The organism is Streptomyces sp. NPDC017991 (genome assembly GCF_044328075.1).
Lineage (GTDB): Bacteria > Actinomycetota > Actinomycetes > Streptomycetales > Streptomycetaceae > Streptomyces.
This window is the reverse complement of sequence record NZ_JBIRGP010000001.1, coordinates 499,820-522,979: the sequence shown is the minus strand read 5'-3', so window position 1 is coordinate 522,979 and position 23,160 is coordinate 499,820. Positions and strand designations below refer to the sequence as shown.

General features: G+C 70.9%; 21 protein-coding genes. 10 read left to right on the top strand and 11 right to left on the bottom strand.

The window, feature by feature from the left end:
* Positions 1 to 15: 15 nt before the first annotated feature.
* On the bottom strand, positions 16 to 381 hold the full coding sequence (locus tag ACH4DZ_RS02215) for an STAS domain-containing protein (RefSeq protein WP_398284980.1): 366 nt from the start codon (positions 379 to 381) through the stop codon (positions 16 to 18).
* A 176-nt stretch (positions 382 to 557) separates the two neighbouring features.
* On the opposite strand from ACH4DZ_RS02215, the gene ACH4DZ_RS02210 reads away from it, so the two are divergent.
* Together ACH4DZ_RS02210 and ACH4DZ_RS02205 are read left to right on the top strand one after the other, a co-directional pair.
* Positions 558 to 1,010: an ATP-binding protein gene (locus tag ACH4DZ_RS02210; protein WP_398284979.1), complete on the top strand. Its 453-nt coding sequence runs from the start codon at positions 558 to 560 to the stop codon at positions 1,008 to 1,010.
* Between the two features lie 126 nt (positions 1,011 to 1,136).
* Positions 1,137 to 2,252: a DNA alkylation repair protein gene (locus ACH4DZ_RS02205; RefSeq protein WP_398284978.1), complete on the top strand. Its 1,116-nt coding sequence runs from the start codon at positions 1,137 to 1,139 to the stop codon at positions 2,250 to 2,252.
* A gap of 41 nt (positions 2,253 to 2,293) precedes the next feature.
* Here the strand turns inward: ACH4DZ_RS02205 and ACH4DZ_RS02200 are convergent, their stop codons facing one another.
* Positions 2,294 to 2,926 carry a TetR/AcrR family transcriptional regulator gene (locus tag ACH4DZ_RS02200; protein WP_398284977.1) on the bottom strand — a complete coding sequence of 211 codons (633 nt, stop codon included), beginning with the start codon at positions 2,924 to 2,926 and terminating at the stop codon, positions 2,294 to 2,296.
* Between the two features lie 111 nt (positions 2,927 to 3,037).
* Here ACH4DZ_RS02200 and ACH4DZ_RS02195 point away from each other — a divergent pair, with 111 nt between their 5' ends.
* The 3 genes from ACH4DZ_RS02195 (at position 3,038) to ACH4DZ_RS02185 (ending at position 6,642) form a co-directional block, all read left to right on the top strand.
* Positions 3,038 to 4,000 carry a zinc-binding dehydrogenase gene (locus ACH4DZ_RS02195; RefSeq protein ID WP_398284976.1) on the top strand — a complete coding sequence of 321 codons (963 nt, stop codon included), beginning with the start codon at positions 3,038 to 3,040 and terminating at the stop codon, positions 3,998 to 4,000.
* Between the two features lie 226 nt (positions 4,001 to 4,226).
* Positions 4,227 to 5,270, top strand: a complete 1,044-nt coding sequence (locus ACH4DZ_RS02190) for an SGNH/GDSL hydrolase family protein (protein WP_398284975.1) — start codon at positions 4,227 to 4,229, stop codon at positions 5,268 to 5,270.
* 577 nt (positions 5,271 to 5,847) lie between these two features.
* The gene (locus tag ACH4DZ_RS02185; protein WP_398284974.1) at positions 5,848 to 6,642 is read left to right on the top strand and encodes an SDR family NAD(P)-dependent oxidoreductase; all 795 of its coding nucleotides are present in this window, start codon (positions 5,848 to 5,850) and stop codon (positions 6,640 to 6,642) included.
* A gap of 46 nt (positions 6,643 to 6,688) precedes the next feature.
* Here the strand turns inward: ACH4DZ_RS02185 and ACH4DZ_RS02180 are convergent, their stop codons facing one another.
* The 8 genes from ACH4DZ_RS02180 to ACH4DZ_RS02145 all read right to left on the bottom strand — a co-directional run bounded on the left by ACH4DZ_RS02180 (position 6,689) and on the right by ACH4DZ_RS02145 (position 18,265).
* Positions 6,689 to 9,628 carry a LuxR C-terminal-related transcriptional regulator gene (locus ACH4DZ_RS02180; protein WP_398284973.1) on the bottom strand — a complete coding sequence of 980 codons (2,940 nt, stop codon included), beginning with the start codon at positions 9,626 to 9,628 and terminating at the stop codon, positions 6,689 to 6,691.
* 277 nt (positions 9,629 to 9,905) lie between these two features.
* On the bottom strand, positions 9,906 to 10,766 hold the full coding sequence (locus ACH4DZ_RS02175; RefSeq protein ID WP_398285446.1) for an alpha/beta hydrolase family protein: 861 nt from the start codon (positions 10,764 to 10,766) through the stop codon (positions 9,906 to 9,908).
* 266 nt (positions 10,767 to 11,032) lie between these two features.
* Entirely contained in the window at positions 11,033 to 11,983 is a 951-nt protein-coding gene (locus tag ACH4DZ_RS02170; protein WP_398284972.1) for a DUF4241 domain-containing protein, read from the bottom strand.
* A gap of 477 nt (positions 11,984 to 12,460) precedes the next feature.
* On the bottom strand, positions 12,461 to 15,061 hold the full coding sequence (locus tag ACH4DZ_RS02165; RefSeq protein WP_398284971.1) for a family 78 glycoside hydrolase catalytic domain: 2,601 nt from the start codon (positions 15,059 to 15,061) through the stop codon (positions 12,461 to 12,463).
* A gap of 78 nt (positions 15,062 to 15,139) precedes the next feature.
* The gene (locus tag ACH4DZ_RS02160; RefSeq protein WP_398284970.1) at positions 15,140 to 15,991 is read right to left on the bottom strand and encodes a carbohydrate ABC transporter permease; all 852 of its coding nucleotides are present in this window, start codon (positions 15,989 to 15,991) and stop codon (positions 15,140 to 15,142) included.
* A 4-nt stretch (positions 15,992 to 15,995) separates the two neighbouring features.
* Positions 15,996 to 16,880, bottom strand: coding sequence for a carbohydrate ABC transporter permease (locus tag ACH4DZ_RS02155; RefSeq protein WP_398284969.1), 885 nt, complete (start codon positions 16,878 to 16,880; stop codon positions 15,996 to 15,998).
* A gap of 68 nt (positions 16,881 to 16,948) precedes the next feature.
* On the bottom strand, positions 16,949 to 17,116 hold the full coding sequence (locus ACH4DZ_RS02150; RefSeq protein WP_398284968.1) for a hypothetical protein: 168 nt from the start codon (positions 17,114 to 17,116) through the stop codon (positions 16,949 to 16,951).
* The gene (locus ACH4DZ_RS02145) at positions 17,117 to 18,265 is read right to left on the bottom strand and encodes an ABC transporter substrate-binding protein (protein WP_398284967.1); all 1,149 of its coding nucleotides are present in this window, start codon (positions 18,263 to 18,265) and stop codon (positions 17,117 to 17,119) included.
* A 296-nt stretch (positions 18,266 to 18,561) separates the two neighbouring features.
* Here ACH4DZ_RS02145 and ACH4DZ_RS02140 point away from each other — a divergent pair, with 296 nt between their 5' ends.
* Entirely contained in the window at positions 18,562 to 19,605 is a 1,044-nt protein-coding gene (locus ACH4DZ_RS02140) for a LacI family DNA-binding transcriptional regulator (RefSeq protein WP_398284966.1), read from the top strand.
* A 50-nt stretch (positions 19,606 to 19,655) separates the two neighbouring features.
* Here ACH4DZ_RS02140 and ACH4DZ_RS02135 read toward each other — a convergent pair whose 3' ends face one another.
* Complete coding sequence (locus ACH4DZ_RS02135) at positions 19,656 to 20,030, bottom strand: ATP-binding protein (RefSeq protein WP_398285445.1); 375 nt, start codon at positions 20,028 to 20,030, stop codon at positions 19,656 to 19,658.
* 427 nt (positions 20,031 to 20,457) lie between these two features.
* Between ACH4DZ_RS02135 and ACH4DZ_RS02130 the strand changes: the two genes are divergently transcribed.
* Genes ACH4DZ_RS02130 through ACH4DZ_RS02115 form a run of 4 tightly spaced genes read left to right on the top strand, consistent with a single transcriptional unit; the run spans position 20,458 to position 23,151 of the window.
* Positions 20,458 to 21,309 carry an STAS domain-containing protein gene (locus ACH4DZ_RS02130; protein WP_398284965.1) on the top strand — a complete coding sequence of 284 codons (852 nt, stop codon included), beginning with the start codon at positions 20,458 to 20,460 and terminating at the stop codon, positions 21,307 to 21,309.
* Entirely contained in the window at positions 21,306 to 21,677 is a 372-nt protein-coding gene (locus tag ACH4DZ_RS02125) for an STAS domain-containing protein (RefSeq protein WP_398284964.1), read from the top strand. The genes ACH4DZ_RS02130 and ACH4DZ_RS02125 overlap by 4 nt, the downstream gene beginning before the upstream one ends.
* Positions 21,674 to 22,096: an ATP-binding protein gene (locus ACH4DZ_RS02120; RefSeq protein ID WP_398284963.1), complete on the top strand. Its 423-nt coding sequence runs from the start codon at positions 21,674 to 21,676 to the stop codon at positions 22,094 to 22,096. The genes ACH4DZ_RS02125 and ACH4DZ_RS02120 overlap by 4 nt, the downstream gene beginning before the upstream one ends.
* A complete protein-coding gene (locus ACH4DZ_RS02115; RefSeq protein ID WP_398284962.1) occupies positions 22,084 to 23,151 on the top strand; it encodes an ATP-binding SpoIIE family protein phosphatase in 1,068 nt (355 codons plus the stop codon). Before ACH4DZ_RS02120 ends, ACH4DZ_RS02115 begins: the two co-directional genes overlap by 13 nt.
* The last annotated feature ends 9 nt before the right edge of the window (positions 23,152 to 23,160 follow it).

The window sequence follows — 23,160 nt, the reverse complement described above, 5'->3', positions numbered from 1 at the left end:
CGGGCGGTCGGGCTGTCAGGCGTTCACGGCCTGTTCGACGGTGGGGTGGCAACTGATCAACGTGTCCATCCCGACGATCTGCAGGATCCGCAGCACGGATTCCTGGGCACCGGCGATGCGTAGCCAGCCCTGTGTGCCACTCACAGCCTGGTACGCGCCGATGAAGACGCTGATCCCGCTGGAGTCCATGAAGGTCACCCCGCTGAGGTCGACCACCGTCCGCGGATGCGTCGCGCTGTCGGGCGACAGCAGGGCCTTGCCCAGCATGTCCTTGACGGTGTGGTCGATCTCGCCCCGTACCGTCACGACACGGATGTCGCCGATCCGGGAGTGCTCGACGGAGAGCCGCCCTGGCTGATCCACGCTCTGAATGGGGGTCACCGTCTCCTCGACTGCGGTGGTGTGTCCGGACTCGCCCCGGCCACGAGGTGCCCGGCCATTGTGCCCGAACGCTCCACCTCCCGCACCCACACAGCTGTGCCGGAGAGCACATTTGTACGATGCATGAATGACGGGACGACGGGTAGCGGAGCGCCTGTGAACGGAGAATGAGGGCGATGCCGGTGGGACGCCACGACGACGGTGACGGCTGTACGGGGTCGGACAGACACATGATGCAGACCGGCTACGCCATAGGCGGGGACGACGGATGCATCGCCGATGCCCGCCATCACGCCGCGGCCTTCCTCGAACGGGTCCGCACCGAGCAGCACTGCGCCGTGACCGCCCGCGTGATGGATCTGACCCAGCTGGTGGTCAGCGAGCTGGTCACCAATGCCTGCAAGTACGCTCCCGGTCCCGCGCTGATGGAGCTTCGGGTCACCTCCGAGACCGTGGACGTCATCGTGTGGGACAGCGACCCGACGGTCCCCGAGGCGCATGCCGCCGACGCGGGCAGGGTCGGACAGCACGGCCTGGAGATCGTCAAGGCCGTGGCCCAGGACCTGCAGATCCACCGGGAGCCGGTCGGGAAACGGATAACGGCCCGCATCGCCCTGTCCGACCCGTAACCGTCCCAGGCCCGACCCGTAACCGTCCCCTGTCCGATCCGTGTCCGTGCCCTCGCCGTGCCGGCGGCTCACCAGCGTCCCGCAGCACCCCGCCCGACAGCCCGACAGCCTGACAGAGGGACTGCCATGCCGTTCGCCGACGAACTCATCGGTCGCCACACCGTTCAGAGCCTCACCCGCGCCGTTCAGGCCGCCGCCCCGGATGCCGAACTCACGGCGTTGCGCGCGGCGCCCGGGCTGATCGACCCCTTGTCCCTGCGGGAGCGCGCCGATCTGCTGCGCGACGCGCTGCTCGCGGACCTTCCGGGCGACTACGCGGCGCTGGCCCGGACAGTACGTACGGCCCGCGACGACGCGCCGCAGTTCACCGGTTGGCTGATCTGGCCGGTCACCAGCGCTCTCGCCACCCGCGCCGTACAGGAGGGCGGGGCGGCGGCCTTCGACGACGCGATGGACCTTCTCGCGAGCCTTACCGGGCGTCTGTCCTCGGAGTTCGCCATCAGGACCCTGCTGCGGCACGATCTCGACCGGGCCCTCGGCATCGTCGTGGGCGCCTGGACCGGGTCGGCCGACGCCGACGTGCGCAGGCTGGCTTCCGAAGGCACCCGCCCCTACCTTCCCTGGGCGGTACGGGTCCCGGACATCCTGGCCCGTCCCGCGGTGACCGTGCCCATCCTGGACGCCCTGTACCGCGACGAGAGCGAGTACGTACGCCGCTCGGTCGCCAACCATCTCAACGACCTCAGCCGTGACCATCCCGAAGTCGTCGTCGACACGGCCCGCCGCTGGCTGGCGAGCCCCGCCGCCACCACTGAGCGCCTGGTGCGCCACGGGCTGCGCACCCTGGTCAAGCGGGGCCACCCCGGTGCCCTGGAACTGCTCGGTTTCGCTCCCGCGACCCTGGAGGTCGAGGGACCCGAACTGGACGGGGACACCGTGCCGTTCGGCGGCACGGTCCGCTTCACGGCCTCGATCCGCAACGCGGGGGACGTCCAGGCGCGGCTGACGATCGATTACGTCGTGCACCATCGCAAGGCCAATGGTGGGCAGACCGGCAAGACCTTCAAGCTCACCACCCGCACCCTCGCACCGGGCGAGCGGATCGACATCGCACGGGAGCATTCGTTCCGGCCGATCACCACGCGCCGCTACCATCCCGGGCCGCACGCGATCTCCCTGCAGATCAACGGGGTGGCGACACCCCGCGCCGACTTCGAACTGGCGGCCCCGGACACGCCATGAGCGGCTCGCCGCATGTAGCGGCCAGGTGTGGTCAGGTGCCGTCAGCTGTCATCGGGCTCCGCGGATGCCAGCCGCGCCGCCGGCGGCAGCGGCGCATGCCGTGGGCAGGCCTCGAAGGCCTGGATGACGAACCCCGCGAAACGCCGGGAGGCCATGACCTGGGCCGCGGCCGAGGCGGTGTGGATCCCCTTGTTGGCCATGAGCATGAGAACGAGGTCGTCCAGGACGAAGTCGGGACGCAGGCGCCCGGCCTCCTTGGCGCGCCGGGCCAGTCCGGCGACCGCTCGCACCGTGTACTCACGGCCCGCGTCCACGTCCGTCGCGCCAGGAAACGTGGACATGAAGGCTTCGGTGAATCCCCGGTCGCGGGCGTGCAGTTCACAGACCTTCTCGATCACCTGGCAGAAGCCCCGCCAGGGATCGGGATCGGCGCACCCCTCGTCGACGATGTCACGGCAGGCGCGCAACTGGTCCGCGAAGACCGCGGTGACCAGCGCCTGCTTGGTCGGGAAGCGGCGGTACAGGGTGGCGGGTCCGACGGCGGCGCGCCGGGCGATCTCCCGCATCGGCACGTCCAGGCCCTCGGTCGCGAACAGTCTCCTGGCCGCGTCGAGGATGCGTTCGCGGTTGTCCAGGGCGTCGGAGCGCAGGGTGTGAGGCAAATGACCGGTCACCCCTCTCACTTTACCCAAGTGGACGGGGGCGTCCGTTAACGTCCGGGAGGTGGAAGCAGCCGCCCGGGTCATCAGGGTGCGGCGCATCGGTCCGAGCAGGTGGAGACGGCATTGAAGGCAATTGAGATCCGGACGTACGGAGGCCCCGAAGGGCTGGCCGTGGTCGACCTGCCCGCACCCGTACCGGCCGCCGGGGAAGTGGTGATCGCCGTGGAGGCGGTGGGCGTCGGCGGCGTCGACGCCGTGATCCGAAGCGGCGCGCTGGCCGCCTACGGATTCAAGGAGGGGCATGTCCCCGGCAGCGAGGTGGCGGGCACGGTCACCGCGGTGGGTGACGGCGTCGACACGTCATGGATCGGCCGACGGGTGTGGGGGTTCACCGGTACGGGCGGCGGCTATGTCGAACAGGCCGTCGTCCCGGTGCAGGAGATTCATCCCCTCCCCGATGACCTCTCCGCCGTCGACGCGGTGACGCTCGGCAGCTCCGGAGTCGTCGCGCACCACGCGCTGGCGCATGCCCGTTTCGCCGCCGGCGAGGCGGTCCTGGTGCGTGGCGCGGCCGGCAGCATCGGCATCATGACCGTCCAGTTGGCGGCCCGGGGCGGTGCCGCCGCGGTGGCGGTCACCACGTCGTCGGCCGAACGCGGCGCGCGGCTGCGCCAGTTGGGCGCGACCCATGTACTGGACCGCTTGGGCGAGGGCGGACAGGACACTCCCGCCGGCTACGACGTCATCATCGACATCGTCGCCGGTGACGACATGCCGTCGTTCTTTGACAGGCTCAACCCGAACGGCCGCTTGGTCGCCGTCGGTGTCGTGGCGGGCCAGCCACCGGCTGACTTCGGCACGAAGCTGATGGCCGCGTTCCGCAAGTCGCTGTCCTTCGCCACCTTCAGCGCGGACACCGTCGCCTCGGCCGACCGGCATGCCGTGCGGAGCGAACAGTTCGCCGCCGCGGTCCGCGGTGAGCTGCAGACGGTCGTGCACGAGCTGCTGCCGCTGGACCAGGCGGTGCCGGCCCACCGGAAGATGGACGCAGGCGAGGTCTTCGGCCGGATCGTGCTGACTCCGTAACCCCGCACGGAGCGACGGCGTCAACTCGAAAAGCGCGTCGCGATCGGGGAGAGGTCCGGCGGTGTCCGGCGGTGGCGCGAAGATCTGATCTATTAGCTCGATCGGGGGGTGGTGGACGCCATTCGTCGAAAGGGGCCGACCAGCGGCGTGGATGCTCTTGGCCGAGGTGCTTCGCGCCCTGGCTCACGTTCCGGCCCGGGCGTCTCTTGCAGATCCTGGAGGATCCATGCGACACCCGGTCTCCCGCCCGCGAAAGCGAGCACTGGCCGTCGGACTCGCGCTGATCGTGGCCGTGCTCGCGCCCTCGGGCTCAGCCGGCGCGGCCGACCCGTACGAGTGGGCCGCGCTGGGCGACTCGTACACCGCCGGAGGGTTCGTCGGAGCCCCGCAGCCCGCACTGGGTGACGCGTCGCGGGACGGCTGCGACCGTACCGCCGACGCCTATCCCGGCGTCGTCGAGCGGGAGCTGGACGAGTTCCCGCCGGGCAGGTACGTCCATCTGACCAACGTCAGCTGCGGCAACGCCACCATCTCCGACATCGCCGACGCCCGTCAGACGCCGATCAGCCCCGTCCGGCCACCCGCCGGCGGCTGGCCCGCGGTGGACCCGCAGATCAAGCGGGCCGGCCTGAACGACCGGACCGACGTCGTCACCATCGGCGTCGGCGGCAACAGCCTGCCCTTCGGCGGCATGCTCCTCACCTGCCTCACCCAGGGTGCGACCGGCACGTCCTGCCGCGACCACTACACCGATCCGCCCGAGGGGGAGGAGAGCATCCAGGACAAGCTCGCCCGGGTCCAGGACGAGTACATCCACATGCTGGCCGACGTGCATCAGGCCGCGCCCAACGCCAAGGTGGTCACGGTCGGCTACCCGGCCGTTCTGCCGGAGGAGGGCAGCGCCTGCAACCGCCTCTCCCTCAGCGAGCTCGGCTCGATCGCCCACGCGGATGTCGACTGGCTCCGTGACGACGTCCTCAAGCCGCTGAACAACACGATCAGGCAGGTCTCGGACTTCTTCGGCGACCGTTACGTCGACGTGTACTCCTCCAGCGTGGGCCACGACGCCTGCCAGCCGGCCGACACCAAGTGGGTCGAGGGAATCTGCGGAGACGCCGAGGACTACTGGCCCGGCAACCTCCCCGGCACTCCGCTGGACTGCCGTGTCATCAACAAGCGGATCACGCTGGTCCACCCCAACGCCGACGGACACGCCAACACCGCCGCACACGTGGAACGCGCCATCCGCATCGCCCTCCTCGAAAGCTGACCGACCGACCCGAACCCGACCGACCCGAACCCGACCGACCCGAACCCGACCGACCCGAACCCGACCGACCCGAACCCGACCGACCCGAACCCGAGCGCCGGTGCCCCGGCACCCTGTCGAGGAATCCCGGCCGCCACGTCGGTCGACGGTGAACCGGGCCTGGCACACGGGCTCCGCCACCCGCCGGGGCATCCGCGCCCGTGGTCACCCCCAGCCATGTCACCGGCCTTGCTTCCGATCATCGCCCCTCCTCCTCTAGGCTCGGCGCAGGCGCGGTCGGGTTCTCGGCCGCACCGCAGGCTCCCGGCCCCCGAGCCCCGACCGACTGCCGAGGCCGGCCGGAGCCGCATCGCCGACATCGTTCGTGGTTCCGGCCCCGCCCTCCTGGCGCGTCGGCGAGGTAATTCCCGCCGTCTCGTCCGGCTGCCAGGAGGGCAACTCGCGCGACGGCCGAACCGCCCGTCTCCGCCGAAGCGATGATCTGGCGACCATCTGGGGGTTCTGAGCAGGCGTCCCTTGTTGCAGGAGTGGCTGAATGGGTACCCGGCCGACGAACGCAGAGGAAGGGGCGTCTGAGATGCGCATCGATCTGACCGGCCGCACGGCACTGGTCACCGGGTCCACCCAGGGAATCGGCGCGGCGATCGCCGCCGGTCTCGCGCGGGCCGGCGCCCGTGTCGCCGTGAACGGCCGGAGCGAACAGCGTGCCGAGGAGAGCGCGGCCCAACTGGCCAAGGACGTGCCCGGCGCGGACGTGGTGCCCGTGGCGGCCGACGTGACCACCGAAGAAGGGGCCGCGCAGGTGGTGGACGCCCTGCCGCGGGTGGACATTCTCGTCAACAACCTCGGGATCTTCGGGTCCGCGGACCCGCTGGAGATCACCGACGACGAATGGCGCCGCTACTTCGAGGTCAATGTGCTGGCGGCCGTGCGACTGATCCGCTCTTACCTGCCAGGCATGACGGAGCGGGGCTGGGGGCGCATCCAGAACATCGCCAGCGACTCGGCGGTGGTCATCCCCGCGGAAATGATCCACTACGGCATGTCGAAGACCGCCCTGCTCGCGGTGAGCCGCGGCTTCGCGAAGCAGGCGGCGGGCACCGGCGTCACCGTGAACTCGGTCATCGCCGGCCCCACGCACACGGGAGGGGTCGAGGACTTCGTGTACGGGCTCGTCGACCGTGACCTTCCCTGGGACGAGGCCCAGCGTGCCTTCATGAAGGAGCACCGACCGCAGTCCCTGCTGCAGCGGCTGATCGAGCCGGAGGAGATCGCGAACATGGTCGTCTACCTCAGCTCCGACCAGGCGTCGGCCACCACGGGGGGCGCGCTGCGGGTCGACGGCGGATACGTCGACTCCATCCTGCCGTGACGCGCCGTCCTGCCGTGACGCGCCGTCCTGTCATAAGGCGGGCCGCTCAGGCAGGACACGTCCCGTTCCGGTCCGTCTGTTCGACCATCCGGGACAGTTCCACCCGTGAGCGCACCCCGAGCACGGCGAACACCTTCCGCAGGTGGTAGTCCACCGTGCGGGTGCTCACGGCCAGGCGCAGCGCCACCTCCCGGTTCGTGGCACCCTCGGCGACACAGCGCGCGATCCGCAGCTGCTGCGGGGTGAGGCCTTCCAGCGCACCGGCCCGCGCCGCGGCCGGAGCCGCCCCGTTCGCCCTCAGTTCGGCACGCGCCTGGTCCGCCCAGATACGGGCGCCGCAGCGCTCGAAGGCGACCAGCGCGGCCCGCAGACAGCCGCCTGCCTCCCGGAGCCTGCGCCGCCTGCGCAGCCACTTGCCGTACAACAGCTGCGTACGCGCCTGCTCGAAGTCGCCGCCCGCCTGTGCGTGCAGGGCGAGGGCGTCCTCGTACAACGCGTCGGCCCGGTCCGCGTCGGCCACCAGTGCCCGGCACCGGGCGAGTTGGGCGGGTGCCTGCGCATCCGCGCCGAAGTGCGCCCACAGCGCGAACTCCTCGACGACGGCGCGCGCGTCCTCCCGCTGTCCGGCGAGCACCGCGGCCTCCACATAGCAGGGCATGACCAGCATGCGTACGGCGAAGTGGCCGCCGTCCGGGCCCGGGTGGACCAGCGGGCCGAGCCGGGCAGCCGCCTCGAAGGGACGCCCGCGCCCCAGGTCGGCGCGGCCCGAAGCCCATTCGGCGAGGGTCGTGGCCTGCATCAGCCCGTGCCGCCGTGCGGTGCTCAGCGCGGCGCCCGCATGGTGCGCGACGAGCGTCGACTCGTCCGCGATCGAAGCCGCCAGGGCCAGCACGGCATGGTGGTGGGCGGCCACGTTGCTCTGCCCGTAACGGTGGGCGGTGCGCAGTCCCTCCTCCGCGTGTGCCCGGGCCCGCGCGTGCTGCCCCGTCCTCAACTCCGCGTAGGCCAGCAGCTCCAGTGCCCGGGGCACGGATGCCTCCGGGCCCCTGGAGCGGGCCGCCGCGAGGGTCCGCGCGCCGATCCGGCAGGCGGCGGGCACATCCCCCAGGAGGAGGGCCGCCGCGCCCGACCAGAGAAGCCGCTCCGGCCCGTCCTCCTCCCAGGCGTGTTCGACCACGCGTCGCAGCCGGGGGATGGCCCGGCCGAAGTCCCGTTCCAGCATCGCCCGCATGCCGTGCAGGTAGTCCCGCGGCAGGCTGTCCGGTTGGGTGGCGGGGGCCGCCGAGGACGGGACCCCGGAACGGGTGGCTGAGTGGGCGACGGTGGTGGCCCGCGACGGGGCGACGGGGACGGCCGGCCGTTCCGCGACCGCGCGGCCGTGCACGATCGCCCCGGTCGTCGACGTCGCCGACGCGGTACGGTCCGCCGCGTCCAGCGCCCGCAGACAGGCGACGGCGTCCCCTGTGGCCCAGGCGGCCTCCGCGGCGGCGAGCCCCGCGAGCAGGGCGTGCGCGGGATCGTCGTCGGCGAGCAGGGCGTGGCCGAGCAGCAGGGTCTCACCGGCGTCGGCCGCGGGGCCGTCACGCAACGCGAGGATTCCCCGCACCCAGGCCGAACGGCCCCGGACGACGGCGGGAAGCGCGCCGTCGCGGGCCCGGCCGATCAACCGGCGGGCCACCCGCGCCCGGCCCGCGAGCAGCGCCTGCCCGGCCGCCGCGGTCAGGTGCTCCGCCCGCTCGCACCCGTCCGCCGTCAGCTCCGCGGCCCGGGCGTACGCCGCCGAACGCTGAGCGCCCGACGCGACGACGCGCGGGTCCGCCGCGGCGGCGGACAGCTGATCCGCCATCGGCGGGGCGTACCCGGCGACCGACCAGGCCCGATGGAGCAGCGCGACGAGCCCGTGCCCCTCGCTCTCCAGAACGGAGGCGAGCGCCCGGTGCGCGGCGCGCCGCCGGTCGGGAGAAGCACAGGCACGCACGGCTCTGCGGACCAGGGAACTGGTGAAGCGGAACCGGCCGCCGGACAGCACCAGGACGTCCGGGAGCCGGTCCGGACCGAGTGCGGCCGGTGCCCGGTCGAGCCGTGCCGCCGCCCCGCGGACCAGGTCGGCGTCGGCGCCCTCGGGATCGTGCTCGTGCGCGGCCGCCACCAGCAGGAGGAGTTCGCCCGCGGCGGCGGAGTACCCCGCCAGATGCGCGCCGACCACACTCCGCAGCGCTTCGGTGTCGGCCGACGGCCACGGCAGCCGGTGTTCGCCGGACAGCTCCGCGGGGGACAGCCCCGCCACCAGGGCGCGCAGCAGGGCCGGATTGCCTTCGGCCTCGTCCAGCAGCTCCGCGCGGACGGCCGGGTCGACGGGCCCGCACGCCGTGTCGTCGAGCAGCGCGTCCATGGCGGACGAGGACAGCGGTGCGAGCGTCAGGACGGGCAGTGCGGCGAAGTCGGGATCGGCCGTGTGCTGCCCGGCGACCGTGAGGAGCAGGCGCACCGGCCCGGTCGCGGGCAGGCGCCGGGCGGCGAAGCCCAGGGCGGCCCGTGAGGGAGCGTCCCACAGGTGCGCGTCGTCGACGCACACCAGCAGGGGCGAGCCCGCGGCGGCGGCGCTCAGCGATCGGAGCAGCCGTTCCGGTGCCGCCCCGGCGTCCGGAACGCCGACGCTCCGCCCTCCCGGCAGTGCGCCCGCGGCACACCGCAGCGCGTGCACTCCGCTCAGTGGCAATGCGGACTCCGCACGACTGGCCCGTACGCGCAGCACGGGTCCGGCCGTGAAGGAGCGGGCCGCCCAGGTGATCAGCGCGGTACGGCCGAGGCCCGGATCCCCGGTCAGTACGAGCACCGGGGCGTCCGCGGCGGACAGGTCCAACACGGCGTCCAGGGCGGTGAGTTCCGCGCTCCGGCCGTGCAGCGGAAGTGATCGCGGTGGGGGCGGCTGCGGTGCGGGGGACCGCGGTGGGGGAGACTGGGGCGCGTTCGTCCGTCCGGTCATCCCTGTGACGTTACTTTCGCGCGGCGAGAGGCGGAAGCGCTCCCTCCGGCGACTCCCGTCACGCGGTTTCCCTCTCCCACCTGCGCCGACACGGTCTAGGGCCGGGATTCCCGTGTACGTCCGCCCAACGCCGTCACCGCAGATCTGTGCACCCGCACAGCCGCACGCGCGCAATCGCAGGCGCACAGCCGACCCGCACGGCCGCACCCGAACAGCGCCGATGGGCGGCCGTGTTCCCCACACGACCGCCCACCGGCTGCTTATCGGGGTGCCGACCTCAAGAGGTGTGCGGGCAGTTGCCCCGGTACTCATCGATGGTCAGGCTCGGCCGCGGCAGCGGGCAGAGGAACTGCTCGTAGCGGGTGTCGTTGTCCACGAACCGCTTGAGCCAGGAAATGCTGTACTTCGCGATCGTCGTGTCGGACGAGTTCGGCGTGAAGTGCGTCGCGCTGTTGAGTTCCAGGTACGCCTTGTCGGTGGACGACGGCAGGCTTCCGTAGAACGGCTCCGCGTGCGAGGCGACGGGGGCGATCGTGTCACCGTCCGCGCCGAAGATCAGGGTGGGTGTGCTGACCTCGGGCCAGGACTTGTCGGTGTTCCAGGGGGTCAGCGGGATCGCCGCTTGGAGGCCCGGGCGGGACTTGGCGGCTTCGAGGCTGCCGCCGCCACCCATCGAGTGCCCCGCCACCGCGAGCCGGCTGCTGTCGATCCGGGTGCGTACGCTGCTGCGCCCGGTGAGGTAGTCCAGCGCGGCCAGCAGCTGACGGCCGCGCGAGTCGGGCTGGTCCAGGGTCGTCAGGGTGTCGATGGTGAAGACGACGAAGCCCTGGGAGGCCAGCCGTGGGCCCAGCCACGAGATCGAGGACTGGCTGGCGGTGTACCCGGGGGAGATCGCCACCGCTCCGAACGTGCCGTCGCTGGTGCTCGTCGGGTAGTACACGGTTCCGCCGCCGAAGCCGGTGACCGACAGCGAGGAGACGGTCGTCTGGGACACGCTGTACGAACCGCGTGCCGCCTCGATGCTCGACGTGGTGGGGGCGGGGCCGCGCTCGTAGGGGTTGTCCGCGGCATGCGCCCCGGGAGTCGCCAGAGAACTGAGACCCACGACGGCGGCCAGCGCCGCGAGGGCACCGGTCATCCGCTTCGCGGTCCTCCCCCTGCGGTCGCGGCGGCTGTGGACGGCGGACCCGGGCGGGACTGTCCCGGGGGTGAGCGAGCTGTTCTGCGAGTGCTGCTGCACGACGAAGTCGTCCTCTCGGCCGTGACGAGCCGCCGGACCGGACGCGGCACACGGAGGGCCCGTGTGGCACGTGGCGGTAGCTCTGCCGACGGCGCCGACCGGTGGTCGGCCGTGCCACTGTCCGGCCGGGAGGAGGGCGCGGCCATCGGCAATATCACCGGTCTTCAACAAACGGCCCCGGGACCCGGGTCACTCGACGTTGCTGTGCACGCGTACGGTGCCGCAAGGAGAGCACGGTGGTACGTGGTCGCATCCATGAAAGCCGCCGTGCCGCTGTCCACACCGACCCCGTAGAACTGGCGCTCGCCGAGCAGCCCGGGGTCCTCGCCGGGTAGGAGCACCATTTCCCACGCGCGGGGCGGGACGTCCAGGAACGTCACCCTGGCCGCGGCGACACTGGCCCCGAGTGTCGTGCGCACAAGCGACAGCGTGACCGGGAACTCGCCCGGTGGCACGGCGACGGTCCGCGGGGTCTCTCCGATCCAGCCGGGGTCCGAGACCGCCAGCTGCCCTGACGTGATCCGCAGCAGGCCGGCGTCAACGAGCTCGACGACGGCCGGCCCGTCCCGGGTGTCGCACGTGCCCGGACTGAACAGTTGCTCGATGCCGGTGGCGCGCAGCGGCCCCGATCCTTCGTCCACCGACACGTCCCTCAGGACTACGGTCGTGGCGGGCTCGTGGCCCTGCTGGGTGAGGAACGGCGCGAACACCTGCCAGTCGCCGAATTCCGGTACGGGGCAGAGGAAGCCTTCGACGGGCGCCAGGAACCGCCGCACGGGGACGCTCGACGGGCCGGAGGTCCGAGTGTGCAGTGGCTCCGTCGACGCTCCCCTCGGCCCGGCGGACTCGGACCTCACCTCGACCCGCCCATCGGCCGAGACGGTCGTGGTCTCCTGAACTTCCCACTTCGAGTACAAGTGCTCCTGCTCGCCGGCAAACTGCCATCGGGTGTTGCGGTGGGCCCACAACATCCCCGTGCTGTGCGGCTTGAGGTCGATCATCTGCATGCGCCAGGACCTGTCGTCGAACAGATACACACGCCACATCCGGCGCGGCCAGTATTCGACCAGTGCCAGCGGTCGCTCCCGTGCGGACAGCAGAACCGCGTAATCCATCCCGGCGGCATGTCTGCGTGCCGCGAGCGCGCGCGATATCGGGTCCGGATGGGTCGTTCCCCGATGGGAACCCCACATGTCGCCGTACGACACATCAAGACTGTCGAAGATCACAGCCGCGCGTCTCCCCCCGTGGCACCGGCCACCCCCGAGCAGTGGGGGGGGGGGGGGGGGGGGGGGGGGCGGGGGGGCCGCCCCCCCCGGCGGCAGGGCGCAGGGGCCGCGGCACGGCGGGCCGGGGGCGCGGGCGGGCGGGCGGTGGGGGTGCCGGGGGGGGGGGGGGGGGCCCCCCCCCGCCCCCCCCCCCCGCGCCCCGCCCCCCCCCCCCCCCCGCGGGGCGGGCCGGCCGCCCCCCCCCCCCCCCCCCCCCCCCACTGCTCGTCCGAAGCTTCGTGTGCCGCAGTCTGCCACCGAGGTGTGACACCGAGGATTGGGGGAGGCCCGGCGGTGCGTGGGGTCGGGCAGCGCGGACAGGCTTCAGGCGGCGCTGCGTTCGAGGTCGCGGGTGTCGAGGTGGTGCCGGCCGGGGCCCACGGTCAGCGGTGTGTGCCCAGGGAGTTCGACCACGCCCTGGCAGCCGTCGGGGACCGTGACCTCCGCGGTCATGCCCGAGACGGTCAGTTCCCAGGAGATGGCCGCCTCGCCGTAGGGCGTCTCGTGGCGGGCCCCGGCCCAGGTGATGCCACCGCCAGGACGCGGCCGGAAGCGCAGTGTGCGGTAACCGGGGGAGGAGAGGTCGAGCCCGGCGACGACCCGGTGCATCCAGTCGGCCACGGCGCCCAGCGCGTAGTGGTTGAAGGACGTCATCCCACCGGAGTTGAGCGTGCCGTCCGGGAGGAGGCTGTCCCAGCGCTCCCAGATGGTGGTCGCGCCCATGGACACGGTGTAGAGCCAGGACGGGCACTGCGTCTGGGTCAGCAGCCGGTACGCCACCTCCAGGTGTCCGGTGTCGGTCAGCGCGTCGCAGATCAGCGGGGTGCCGACGAAGCCGGTGGCGATCCGGGCGTCGTCCTGGAGCACCAGTTCCGCGAGCCGGTCACCCGCTTCGCGGCGCTGCCGGTCGTCGTCCAGCAGACCGAAGACCAGAGCCACCGCGTACGCGGTCGGGGCGTCGCTGGTCATACGGCCGTCCGGCCGCACATAGCGGGCCCTGAAGGCGCGGGTCACTTCGTCCGCGAGCCGCCCGTACCGTGCGGCCAGTTCCGGGTGGCCGAGTTCCTGGGCCGACCACTGCAGATGGCGGGCGGAGTGGGCGAAGTACGCGGTCGCCACCAGGTAGCGGTCGGTGCGGGCGCCCGCCGGGTCGTCCGGCGGGGCGATCGGGTCCAGCCAGTCCCCGAGTTGGTGCCCGGTGTCCCACAGCCGGCTCTCCCCCGCGAGCCGGTCCATCAGGTCCACCCAGGCGCGGCCCATGGGGAAGTGACGGCGCAGCAGTTCCAGGTCGCCGAAGCGCTGGTGGAGCGCCCACGGCGTGAGGGTCGCGACATCGCCCCAGGCGGCGCCCGGCCGGATCGGCGTCCATTGGGGGCCGCCGGGGATGACCGGCACGTACCAGGGGATCGTCCCGTCGGGCAGTTGTTCGACGGCGACGTCGTCCAGCCAGGAGTCGAGCATGCCGGCACAGTCGTACAGGAAGGACGCGGTGGGGGCGAAGACCTGGATGTCGCCGGTCCAGCCGAGGCGTTCGTCGCGCTGGGGGCAGTCGGTGGGGATGTCGACGAAGTTGCCGCGCATGCTCCACACGACGTTCTCGTGCAGCCGGTTGACCATGGGGTCGCTGCACTCGAACCAGCCGGTGCGGGTCATGTCGGTGTGGTACACCCGGGCCGTCACGTCGTTGTCGGTCAACTCACCCGGCCAGCCGCTGACTTCGGCGTAACGGAAGCCGTGCAGGGTGAAGCGCGGTTCCCAGGTCTGCTCACCGGAGCCGTCCAGGACGTAGGTGTCGGTGGACGCCGCCCCGCGCAGGGGACGGATGGCGAGTTCGCCGTCCTGGAGGACCTCGGCATGGCGCAGGGCGATGGTCGTGCCCGCCGGTCCGTCGACGGTGATGCGCAGCCGGCCGACGAGGTTCTGGCCGAAGTCGAGGACATGACGGCCGTCGCCCGCGGCGGTGACGGTGGTGGGTGAGAGTTCCTGGGTGCAGCGGACGGGGGCGCCCTTGGGTGCGACCAGGGTGCGTGGGTCGCGGGTACGGATGGCGACCGGTGTCCACAACTCCGCCTCGTTCAGGCCGCCTTGAGGGGCCGACCAGTCGGTGTCGTGCAGACGCGCGTCGAAGGTCTCGCCTTCGTAGAGGCCGCTGAAGAGGATCGGCCCGGGCGCGGCCTGCCAGGTGCCGTCGGTGGCGACGACCGTCGTGGTGCCGTCGGCCAGGGTGACTTCGAGCTGGGCGAGGAGGGACTGGTCGCTGCCGTAGAGGTCGCGGTAGCCGCCGTCGAAACCGATGTGGCCGCGGTACCAGCCGTCCCCGAGCCAGGCACCGACGGTGTTGGCGCCCGGTACGAGGTGCTGGGTGACGTCGTAGGTGTAGTACCGCAGGCGTTCGCCGTACACGGTCCACCCCGGCGAGAGGATGTCGTCACCGACCCGGCGGCCGTTGATCTCGGCCTCGTACACACCATGGGCGGTGACGTACAGCCGGGCCCTGAGCACCGGGGCGTCCAGGGTGAAGGTGCGGCGGACGCGGGCCGGGCGCCGGTCGGTGCCGGGGTCCTCGTGCCAGGCCGCGCCGACCGGTACGGCGCTCCAGTCGGCGGCGTCCAGGAGCCCGGCCTCGACCGTGCTGGGCTCGCTCCAGCCGGTCGGGTCCGTGTCTCCGTCCACCCACACCCGTACACGTACGTCGACCCGTTCACGGGAGTCGAGTGGCTCGCCGGGCCACGGTACGAGGACCTGTTCCGCGTGGGCCGTCCGGCCGGTGCGGTGGAGGACGCCGTCCCGGTCCAGTTCGATCTCGTAGGCGTCCTGGACGGCGGCTCCCCGGGGCAGGCGCCAGGTCAGGCGTGGCCGGGCGACCCCGATTCCGAGGCCGTCGGGCAGGTGCTCGAAGGTGACCGGGGCAGGCTGAGAGGACATGGGTGGGGGACCTTCCATGGATACGGGTGCGGACGGCCGGCGCCGGGCCGGAGCGGAATCCCTGTGGGGGCGCGGCCGTCAACCCTTGACGGCTCCCGAGGTGAGGCCCTTCATCACCTTCTGGTTGAGGAAGAGGTAGATCACCAGGGTGCCGAAGACGTTGATGCAGATGGCGGCGAACAGCGGGCCGTACCGGGTGGCGCCGAAGTCGCCGGTGAAGTTGAGCAGGCCGACCTGGATGGTGCGCAGGTCCTGACTGTTGGTGAAGGTCAGCGCGATCAGCAGGTCGTTCCAGATGAAGAAGAACTGCACCAGGCCGACGGTCAGGATCGCGTTGCGGACCATGGGCAGACCGATGGTCCGGAAGGCGCGCAGGATGCCCGCGCCGTCGATGGTGGCGGCCTCGAACAGCTCACGCGGGACGGTCTTGTAGTAGGTGGCCATCATGAACACCGTCAGGGGCAGACCGGTGCCCGTGTAGGTGAGGATCAGCGGCCACAGGGTGCCGGACAGTCCGCTCCGGAAGTACACCGTGAACAGGGGCAGCAGGATCATCTGGGCGGGGACCATCATGCCTGTGAGGAAGACCAGCAGGGTCAGACCGCGGCCCTTCCACACCATGACCTGGAGGGCGAAGCCGGCGGCGGTGCCCAGCAGCAGGATCAGCGCGAGCGCCGGCAGGACGGCGAGCAGGCTGTTCCGCACGTACAGGCCGATGTGCCCGGTGGTCCAGGCATCGGTGTAGTTGCCCCACTCCCAGGTGGTGGGCAGCGACCAGGTGGAGTTGTTGAGGTAGTCGTCGTTGGACTTCAGCGAGGTCAGGAACATCCAGATGAGCGGATAGACCTCGACGACCAGGAGACCTGCGAAGACGAGCTTGACCCACAGCCGGCGCGGACGCCGGATCCTGACAGACGTGTCGATGGCCATGCGTTCAGCCCTCCGTGAGGTCGCGCCGCGAGACGTGGAAGACGACCAGGGTCACCAGGAGACAGACGACGGTCAGCAGCAGCGCGATCGTGCTGCCATAGCCGTAGTCGCCGTAGGTGAACGACGTCTGGAACATGTACAGGGTCAGTGGTGTGGTCCCGCTGCCGGGACCGCCGTTGGTCAGAGCCACGATCGAGTCGAAGACCTTGAGCGTGCCGTTGACGCTGAAGATGACCGACGACATCAGCACGGGGAACGACATCGGCAGGACGATGTGCCGCACCAGCCGCAGACCGGACGCGCCGTCGAGGCGGGCGGACTCCAGCACCTCCTCGGGGATGTCCACCAGGCCGGCGAACAGCAGCACGGCGTAGAAGCCCATGGAGCGCCAGATGTCCATGACGATCAGGACCCAGAAGGCGTGTCCCGCGCTGCCGAACCAGTCGACGGAGTCCAGACCCACCGCGTTGAGCAGGGAGTTGACCGGGCCGGTCTGCGGGGCCACCTGGAAGAACTTCTGGAAGAGCAGGCCGACGGCGACCGTGGGCAGGACGACAGGAAAGAACACGAGGGTACGGATGAGCGCGGAGGCCCGCTTCAGGAAGAACACATACAGCAGGGCCAGCAGATAGCCGGCGACGACCTGGCCGACGGTCACGACGACCGCGTACTTGGCGGTGAACCACAGGGCGTCCCGTACGGCGGGGTCGGAGAACAGGCGCTGGAAGTTGCCCGGGCCGTTGCCGGTGAAGCCCTCGATGGTGTTGCCCTTGGTGAACGAGTACCCGAAGGACCACACCATGGGGACCAGCATGATCAGGGAGTAGACGAGCAGGGCGGGACCGAGGAGGATCAGGACCGCCTTGCGGTCACCGAGTACGCGGTGCATGGAGGGTGTCCAGTTCGTGAGGTGTCAGGCTGTCGTCGGCGGGGGCCCGTCGCCGGGCTCCGTCCGCTTCACTTCTCGGCCAGGGCGTCCTGCACGGTCCGCATGAACTTCTCGGGGCTCAGGCTCCCGGTGACCAGGCCGGCCGCGTTGCTCTGGCTGACCGTGGTCGCCTTGGTGGAGAACAGGGCCTCGAACCAGAGCACGTTCTGCTGGGACCCGCTGATCGTCCTGCGCACCTACCCGGTGACCTCGTTGCTGTCCTCGACGGGTGTGTTGACCTTGAAACCGGAGATGGCCCCCTGGTCCTTGAGGGCGGTGCTGCCGTAGTTCTCGGCGATGCAGGACACCCAGGCGCCGGTCTTCTTGTCGAAGGACTTGGCGCCGAGGGTGATGCCCAGGCCGACGTTCGAGGGGTACTGCTCGATCGAGCCCTTGCCGCCCTCGACGGCCGGGAAAGGCATGAAGCCCACGTTCTCGGCGCCCACCTTGTTCTGCTTCTCGTCGGCGATGTTTGCCAGCGCCCAGCTGCCCATGTAGAGCATGCCGGTCTTGCCGTTGAGGAACTCGTTCATCGAGGTGTCGTAGTCGATGGAGCCGACCCCCTTGCCGAAGTAGCCCTTCTTGCCGAGGGCGGCTACTTCCCGGGCGGCCTCGACGTACTCGGGGTCCGTCAGCTCGGCGTGGCCGTCCGCCACGGCCTGCAGGGCGTCAGGGCCCAGGCTGCGGTAGAGATAGCCGCTGATCAGCCGGGTCAGGGGCCAGCCCTGCTGACCGGAGGCCGAGAACGGCTGGATGCCCTTGGCCTCCAACGTGCCTGCGGCGGAGACCAGTTCGGTCCAGGTGGCGGGCACGGTCAGCCCGTTGGCGCTGAAGACCTTCTTGTTGTAGAAGATCCCCTCGATGTTGTACTCGTACGGCAGAACCTCCACCTTGCCGCCGTACAGCGCCTTGACGGTGGAGACGGCCGCGGGCTCCAACTGGTCGTAGACACCGAGCGACTTCAGTTCGGCCTCCAGATCGGCGACCTTGCCGGACTTGTACAACTGCTGGGTCAGCGCCGGGGCGTTGCCCGCCGCGAACTGGACCGGCAGCGCGTCCTGCCCGGCGAGGAGCTGCAGCTTCTGGTCCAGGCTCGCCTGCGGAACGGTCTCCACCTTGAGCGGCAGACCGTCCTCGGCGGCCTTGCACTCACCCTTGGACAGGGTGGTCAGCGCCGTCTTGACGGTCGTGTTCTCCGTGACGCTCAGGTAGCTGAAGTTCTCGGGCGCGGAAGCGGAACCTCCGCCCGTGCCTCCGCAGGCGGAGACGAGGACGACCATGACGGCGGCGCTCGCGGTCGGGCCGGCGAGGCGGGCCCTTCTGACGGAGGTCGAGGAGGTGGTCACAGCATGGCTCCCTGTCATCGTTGAACGGAGGCGCGACGGAGGCGCGACGTAGGCGGGACGGAGGCGGGACGGAGACGCACGGCGAAGGCCTTGCGCGGAGTGTCTGAACGAGAGTTTGTATAACGTTCTCTACGTCGAAGTGCGCACCACAGTGCACGCGGCGAAAGCCCTCGTCAAGACATCGCGCCGCAACTGCCCCGCAACTTCGCCGAAAAGCCGCCCGCATCTGGCGTCCGAACCGGATCATCCTGTAGAACGTTGTCCTCGGTAGGACGGCACCCCAGGGGGCAGCGCGCATGGAGCAGGGATCGCAGCGGAAGAAGCGTGTGACGATCACGGATGTCGCGCGTCACGCGGGAGTGTCCACCGCCGCGGTCTCCAAGGTCATGCGCAACGCGTACGGGGTCAGCGCGGCCATGCAGGAGAAGGTCCGGGCCGCCATGACGGAGCTGGACTACCGCCCCCATGCCGCCGCGCGCGGAATGCGCGGCCGGACATACACCATCGGCATCCTGCTGGACAACATCCGCAACACCTTCTTCGCCGACATCCTCGACGGCGTCCGCGACGAACTGCGGGACAGCGAGTACACCGTGCTGATCGGTGCCGCGGGCTTCGACGCCGAGGCCCAGGACAAGACCATCCGGTCCATGGTCGACCGTCAGATGGACGGCCTCGTCCTGATCGCGCCCAGCACCCGGCGCTCCGAGGTGTTGTCCACCGCCCAGTCGACACCCACGGTGGTCATCGGCCACCACGACGCCTCCGACCTGCACGACTCCGTCGTCGACGCCGACGGCTCCGGTGCCGGCCTCGTCGTGGACCACCTGGTGTCCCTCGGGCACCGCAACATCGCGCTGGTCTCCTCTCCCGGGACCCGGTCGAGCAAATGGGCCCGTACACCGGAGATCGTCCTGAGCGACGGGTACGCCGAGGCGATGGGCCGCCATCACCTCGCGGAGCACACCCGGATCTGCCGGACGTCGTACTCCGACGAAGGCGGCTACAAGGCCGGTATGAGTCTGCTGACCGCGGCGGACCGGCCCACCGCGATCATGACGGGAGCCGATGTGGCCGCACTCGGTGTCTGGCGGGCGGCCCACGAACTGGGCCTGCGGGTCCCCGAGGACGTCTCTCTCGTGGGCTACAACAACACCGCCATCGCCGACCTCGCCACCGTGCAGCTCACCAGCGTCGACCAGGCCGGGCACAACATGGGGGCGACCGCCGCACGGCTGCTCATCGAGCGGGTGGAGGGCCGGCGTGACCACGCCGTCCGGACGACCATGACGCCGCGTCTCGTCGTCCGGGGGAGCACCTCGGCGCCGTCGGCGGCCTGAGGGAGCGGTTCACCGGGACCCGGTGACGCCGGAGGATGCCGGCGGCCGGTTCAGCCGGTGAGGGCGATGGACGCGGTGACGCGTTTGCCGGCCGGTTCGAGGTCCACCCGGAACTCCTGGGCGACCGCCATGACGATCTCCAGGCCGTGCTGGCCGACCCTGTGCGGGTCGACGGAGCGGGCCACGGGCCTGGCTCCGACGCTGTCGTGCACGCTCACCGCCACCACGGAGTCGGTGATGCGCAGCTCCATCAGCAGAGGGCCGGGGGCGTACTTGTGTGCGTTGGTGACCAGTTCGCTGACCACCAGCTGCGTGAGGTCGCTCGCGCGGGCGGAGACGGGTACGCCGTGGTCCGCTCCGGCGCGGGCCAGGAAGTCGGCCGCGAAGCGTCGTGCTTCGGCGATGCAGGCGCCGCCCCCGTTCATGGAGACGGAGGCGGCTATGGCATGGGCCTCCGACGGCCCCGCGCCGCCTCTCCCGACTGACTCCACTTTTTGTCCACCTTCGTTCCCGTTGTCCGTTCGCGGCTACCCTGTTTGGCGTGACACATGCTGCTTCCGCTGGGATCGACCACCTGTTCGAGCGGACGGCCCGTGTCATCGGGGCAGGCTTCAGGCGCGAACTCCGGCCTGAGCCGCATCGGCAAACCGGGTCGAGGACATGGTGACAGACGCGTTTCCCGCCCGGTCCGGCCATCTGCCGGTGTCCCGATCCGCTGTCGGCGACGCGCTGCGCACGCCGGCGTTCGCCGTCAAGGGCGGTCCCGAGGTCGCGCCTGTCCGTGTGGGCAGGTGCCGTAGGCTGCGCAAGTCGTCCCTGGCACGTAAATATGAACATTGAAGGAGCGCCGGAATGGCGAAGCGAGACAGCGCTGCGGACCTGGTAGGGCTCTTGACGATCGAGGGTCAGGACCTGGCCGGGGCGTGGGTACGGGAGGTGTCGGGGTCGCTGGGCGGACGCATCGGCGCCGCCGAACTCGACCGCGAGCTGCGGGAGCTGTACGACGCCCTGGTGGACGCGTTGCGTCAGGGGGCCACCGACGTCCACTCGGAACAGATGTCCGAAGTCCGTGCTCTGCTGACGGAACTGTCGAGGAACAGGGCCCGTCAGGGGTTCTCGCCCAGTGAGACCGCGATCAGTGTGTTCGCCCTGAAGCGGGTCCTCGAACCCGTCCTGCAGAACGGCACCGCCGAACAGATCCGCGCCTATCTGGAGTTCGGCGGCATCCTCGACGGTCTGGGGCTCTTCGTGATCGAGACCTACACGCGGACGCGCGACGAGCTCATCACCGCGCAGGCCGAGCAGCTCCTGGAGCTGTCCACGCCGGTGGTGCGCCTGTGGGACGGGGTCATCGCCGTGCCGCTCGTCGGCACGCTGGACTCGGCGCGCACGCAGGTGGTGATGGAGAAGCTTCTGCAGGCGCTCGTCGACACGGGCTCGGAACAGGCGATCATCGACATCACGGGTGTTCCCGCGGTGGACACCCAGGTCGCCCAGCACCTGCTCAAGACCATCGTCGCCGCCCGGCTCATGGGCGCCGAATGCACCGTGTCCGGCATCAGCCCGCAGATCGCGCAGACCATCGTCGCCCTCGGCATCGAGTTCGACGACATCGTGACGAAGGCCAGCCTGGCCGACGCCCTCAAGCTGGCGCTGCGCCGGTCCGGTGTGGACCTCGTCGCCCACGAGGGTGCGCAGCGATGAGCGAGCGCCTGCCGATTCTGCGTATCGGAGACATCCTGCTGGTGTCCGTCCAGTTCGATCTGGAGGACCAGATGGTGCTGAACCTCCAGGAGGACCTGGCGAACGAGATCGTCGCCAAGTCCGCCCGGGGCGTCATCATCGACATCAGCGCCCTGGAGATCGTCGACTCCTTCGTGGGGCGCATGCTGGCGACGGTCGCCGCCATCTCACGCGTGCTCGACGCCAGGACGGTCGTGGTGGGCATGCGTCCCGCCGTGGCCATCACCCTGGTCGAGCTGGGTCTTTCGCTCGGCGGGGTCAGCACTGCCCTCGACCTTGAGAAAGGGCTGGCGAAGCTCCGTCACACCACCAGTTCGGTCTTGCGGTGACAGCGCCCTGGGCTGCGGGCGAAGACCCGCAGGTCCACCCCATCGCGCGCAGCGGCGATCTCGTGCACATCCGGCAGGCCATCCGGGGGCTGTCCCAGAAGTGCCGGCTGTCCCTGGTCGACCAGACGAAGATGATCACCGCGGCGAGCGAACTCGCCCGTAACACCCTCATCTACGGAGGCGGCGGCACGGTCAGTTCCGGACTGGTCAGCGCGAACGGCAAGAGGGGCGTGGCCGCCGTCTTCGAGGACTCCGGCCCCGGTATCGCCGATGTCGAACAGGCGATGACGGACGGCTGGACGTCCGGCGGCGGGCTGGGGCTCGGCCTCAGCGGTGCCCGGCGCCTCGTCGACGACTTCGAGCTGGTCACCGCGCCCGGCGAGGGGACGACCGTGACCATCATCAAGTGGGTGCGGTGAACACCGCCGTCGCCCTGAACTGCGAGGACGTCGCGTGGTTCAGGGACGGCGCCTCACTGGCCGTGGCCGCCCGGGGCGCGGCCGCCACCCTGGCCAGGCGCATCGGACTGAGCAGCCACCGGTCGGCCGAGGTCGCCCTCGCCGTCACCGAGGCCGCCACGAACGTTCAGCGGCATGCCGACGACGGAGCCCTGCTGCTGCGCGTGGTGCGATCCGGGGACCAGGCCGGTGTGGAGTTCCTCACCGTCGACTCGGGGCCCGGGATGACGGACGTGCCCGCCGCGCTGGCCGACGGATCGTCCAGCGCGGGCACGCTGGGCATCGGCCTGGGCGCGGTCGCCCGCCTCGCGGACCAGTTCGACCTGCACTCCGTGCCGGGCCGCGGCACGGTCATGGCCGCGCAGTTCTGGCCGCGCACCGCGGACGGCAGAGCCGTCGTCGCCTCCCGGGACCTGTCCACGGCCACCGGGGTGACGCGGCCCATCAGCGGTGAGACCGTGTGCGGGGACGCGTGGGCCGTACGCACCGACGACAGCGATTCCGCCGGGGGCCGCCCGGCGATCCTGGTGATGCTCTGCGACGGACTGGGTCACGGCCCCCTCGCCGCGCGCGCGAGCCAGGCAGCGGTCAAAGCGTTCCAGGAGACCCGTGATCTCAGTCCGGCGGGCGCCCTCGACGCGATCCACCTCGCCCTGCGGGGCACACGCGGCGGCGCGGTCGCCGTGGCACGGATCGAGCCGGCCGCAGGACGGGTGCTGTACTGCGGAATCGGCAACGTGAGCGGCTTCCTCGTGGGCGACGACGGCCGCAGGGCCCTGCTGTCGGCACCCGGTATCGTCGGTGCGCACATGCGGCGACTGCGGACGTTCGAGGAACCGCTCCCGGCCCACGGCGCCCTGGTGATGCACTCCGACGGTCTGACCGAACGCTGGGACCCCGGTACCCTGCCAGGTCTGCTGCAGCACATACCGCTCGTCATGGCCGGCCAGTTGCTGCGAGAGGCAGGAGTGCGACGGGACGACGCCGGCGTCGTCGTGGTCAAGGGAGCATGGTGACCGGCGAGG

What these genes read in the sequence shown, in the direction of transcription:
- ACH4DZ_RS02160 (WP_398284970.1), bottom strand. Translation starts at nt 15,991, where the DNA reads ATGGCCATCGACACGTCTGTCAGGATCCGGCGTCCGCGCCGGCTGTGG.
- ACH4DZ_RS02125 (WP_398284964.1), top strand. Translation starts at nt 21,306, where the DNA reads ATGAGCGAGCGCCTGCCGATTCTGCGTATCGGAGACATCCTGCTGGTG.
- ACH4DZ_RS02155 (WP_398284969.1), bottom strand. Translation starts at nt 16,880, where the DNA reads ATGCACCGCGTACTCGGTGACCGCAAGGCGGTCCTGATCCTCCTCGGT.
- ACH4DZ_RS02170 (WP_398284972.1), bottom strand. Translation starts at nt 11,983, where the DNA reads ATGGATTACGCGGTTCTGCTGTCCGCACGGGAGCGACCGCTGGCACTG.
- ACH4DZ_RS02190 (WP_398284975.1), top strand. Translation starts at nt 4,227, where the DNA reads ATGCGACACCCGGTCTCCCGCCCGCGAAAGCGAGCACTGGCCGTCGGA.
- ACH4DZ_RS02205 (WP_398284978.1), top strand. Translation starts at nt 1,137, where the DNA reads ATGCCGTTCGCCGACGAACTCATCGGTCGCCACACCGTTCAGAGCCTC.
- ACH4DZ_RS02140 (WP_398284966.1), top strand. Translation starts at nt 18,562, where the DNA reads ATGGAGCAGGGATCGCAGCGGAAGAAGCGTGTGACGATCACGGATGTC.
- ACH4DZ_RS02185 (WP_398284974.1), top strand. Translation starts at nt 5,848, where the DNA reads ATGCGCATCGATCTGACCGGCCGCACGGCACTGGTCACCGGGTCCACC.
- ACH4DZ_RS02210 (WP_398284979.1), top strand. Translation starts at nt 558, where the DNA reads ATGCCGGTGGGACGCCACGACGACGGTGACGGCTGTACGGGGTCGGAC.
- ACH4DZ_RS02130 (WP_398284965.1), top strand. Translation starts at nt 20,458, where the DNA reads ATGGCGAAGCGAGACAGCGCTGCGGACCTGGTAGGGCTCTTGACGATC.
- ACH4DZ_RS02175 (WP_398285446.1), bottom strand. Translation starts at nt 10,766, where the DNA reads ATGACCGGTGCCCTCGCGGCGCTGGCCGCCGTCGTGGGTCTCAGTTCT.
- ACH4DZ_RS02180 (WP_398284973.1), bottom strand. Translation starts at nt 9,628, where the DNA reads ATGACCGGACGGACGAACGCGCCCCAGTCTCCCCCACCGCGGTCCCCC.
- ACH4DZ_RS02165 (WP_398284971.1), bottom strand. Translation starts at nt 15,061, where the DNA reads ATGTCCTCTCAGCCTGCCCCGGTCACCTTCGAGCACCTGCCCGACGGC.
- ACH4DZ_RS02135 (WP_398285445.1), bottom strand. Translation starts at nt 20,030, where the DNA reads ATGAACGGGGGCGGCGCCTGCATCGCCGAAGCACGACGCTTCGCGGCC.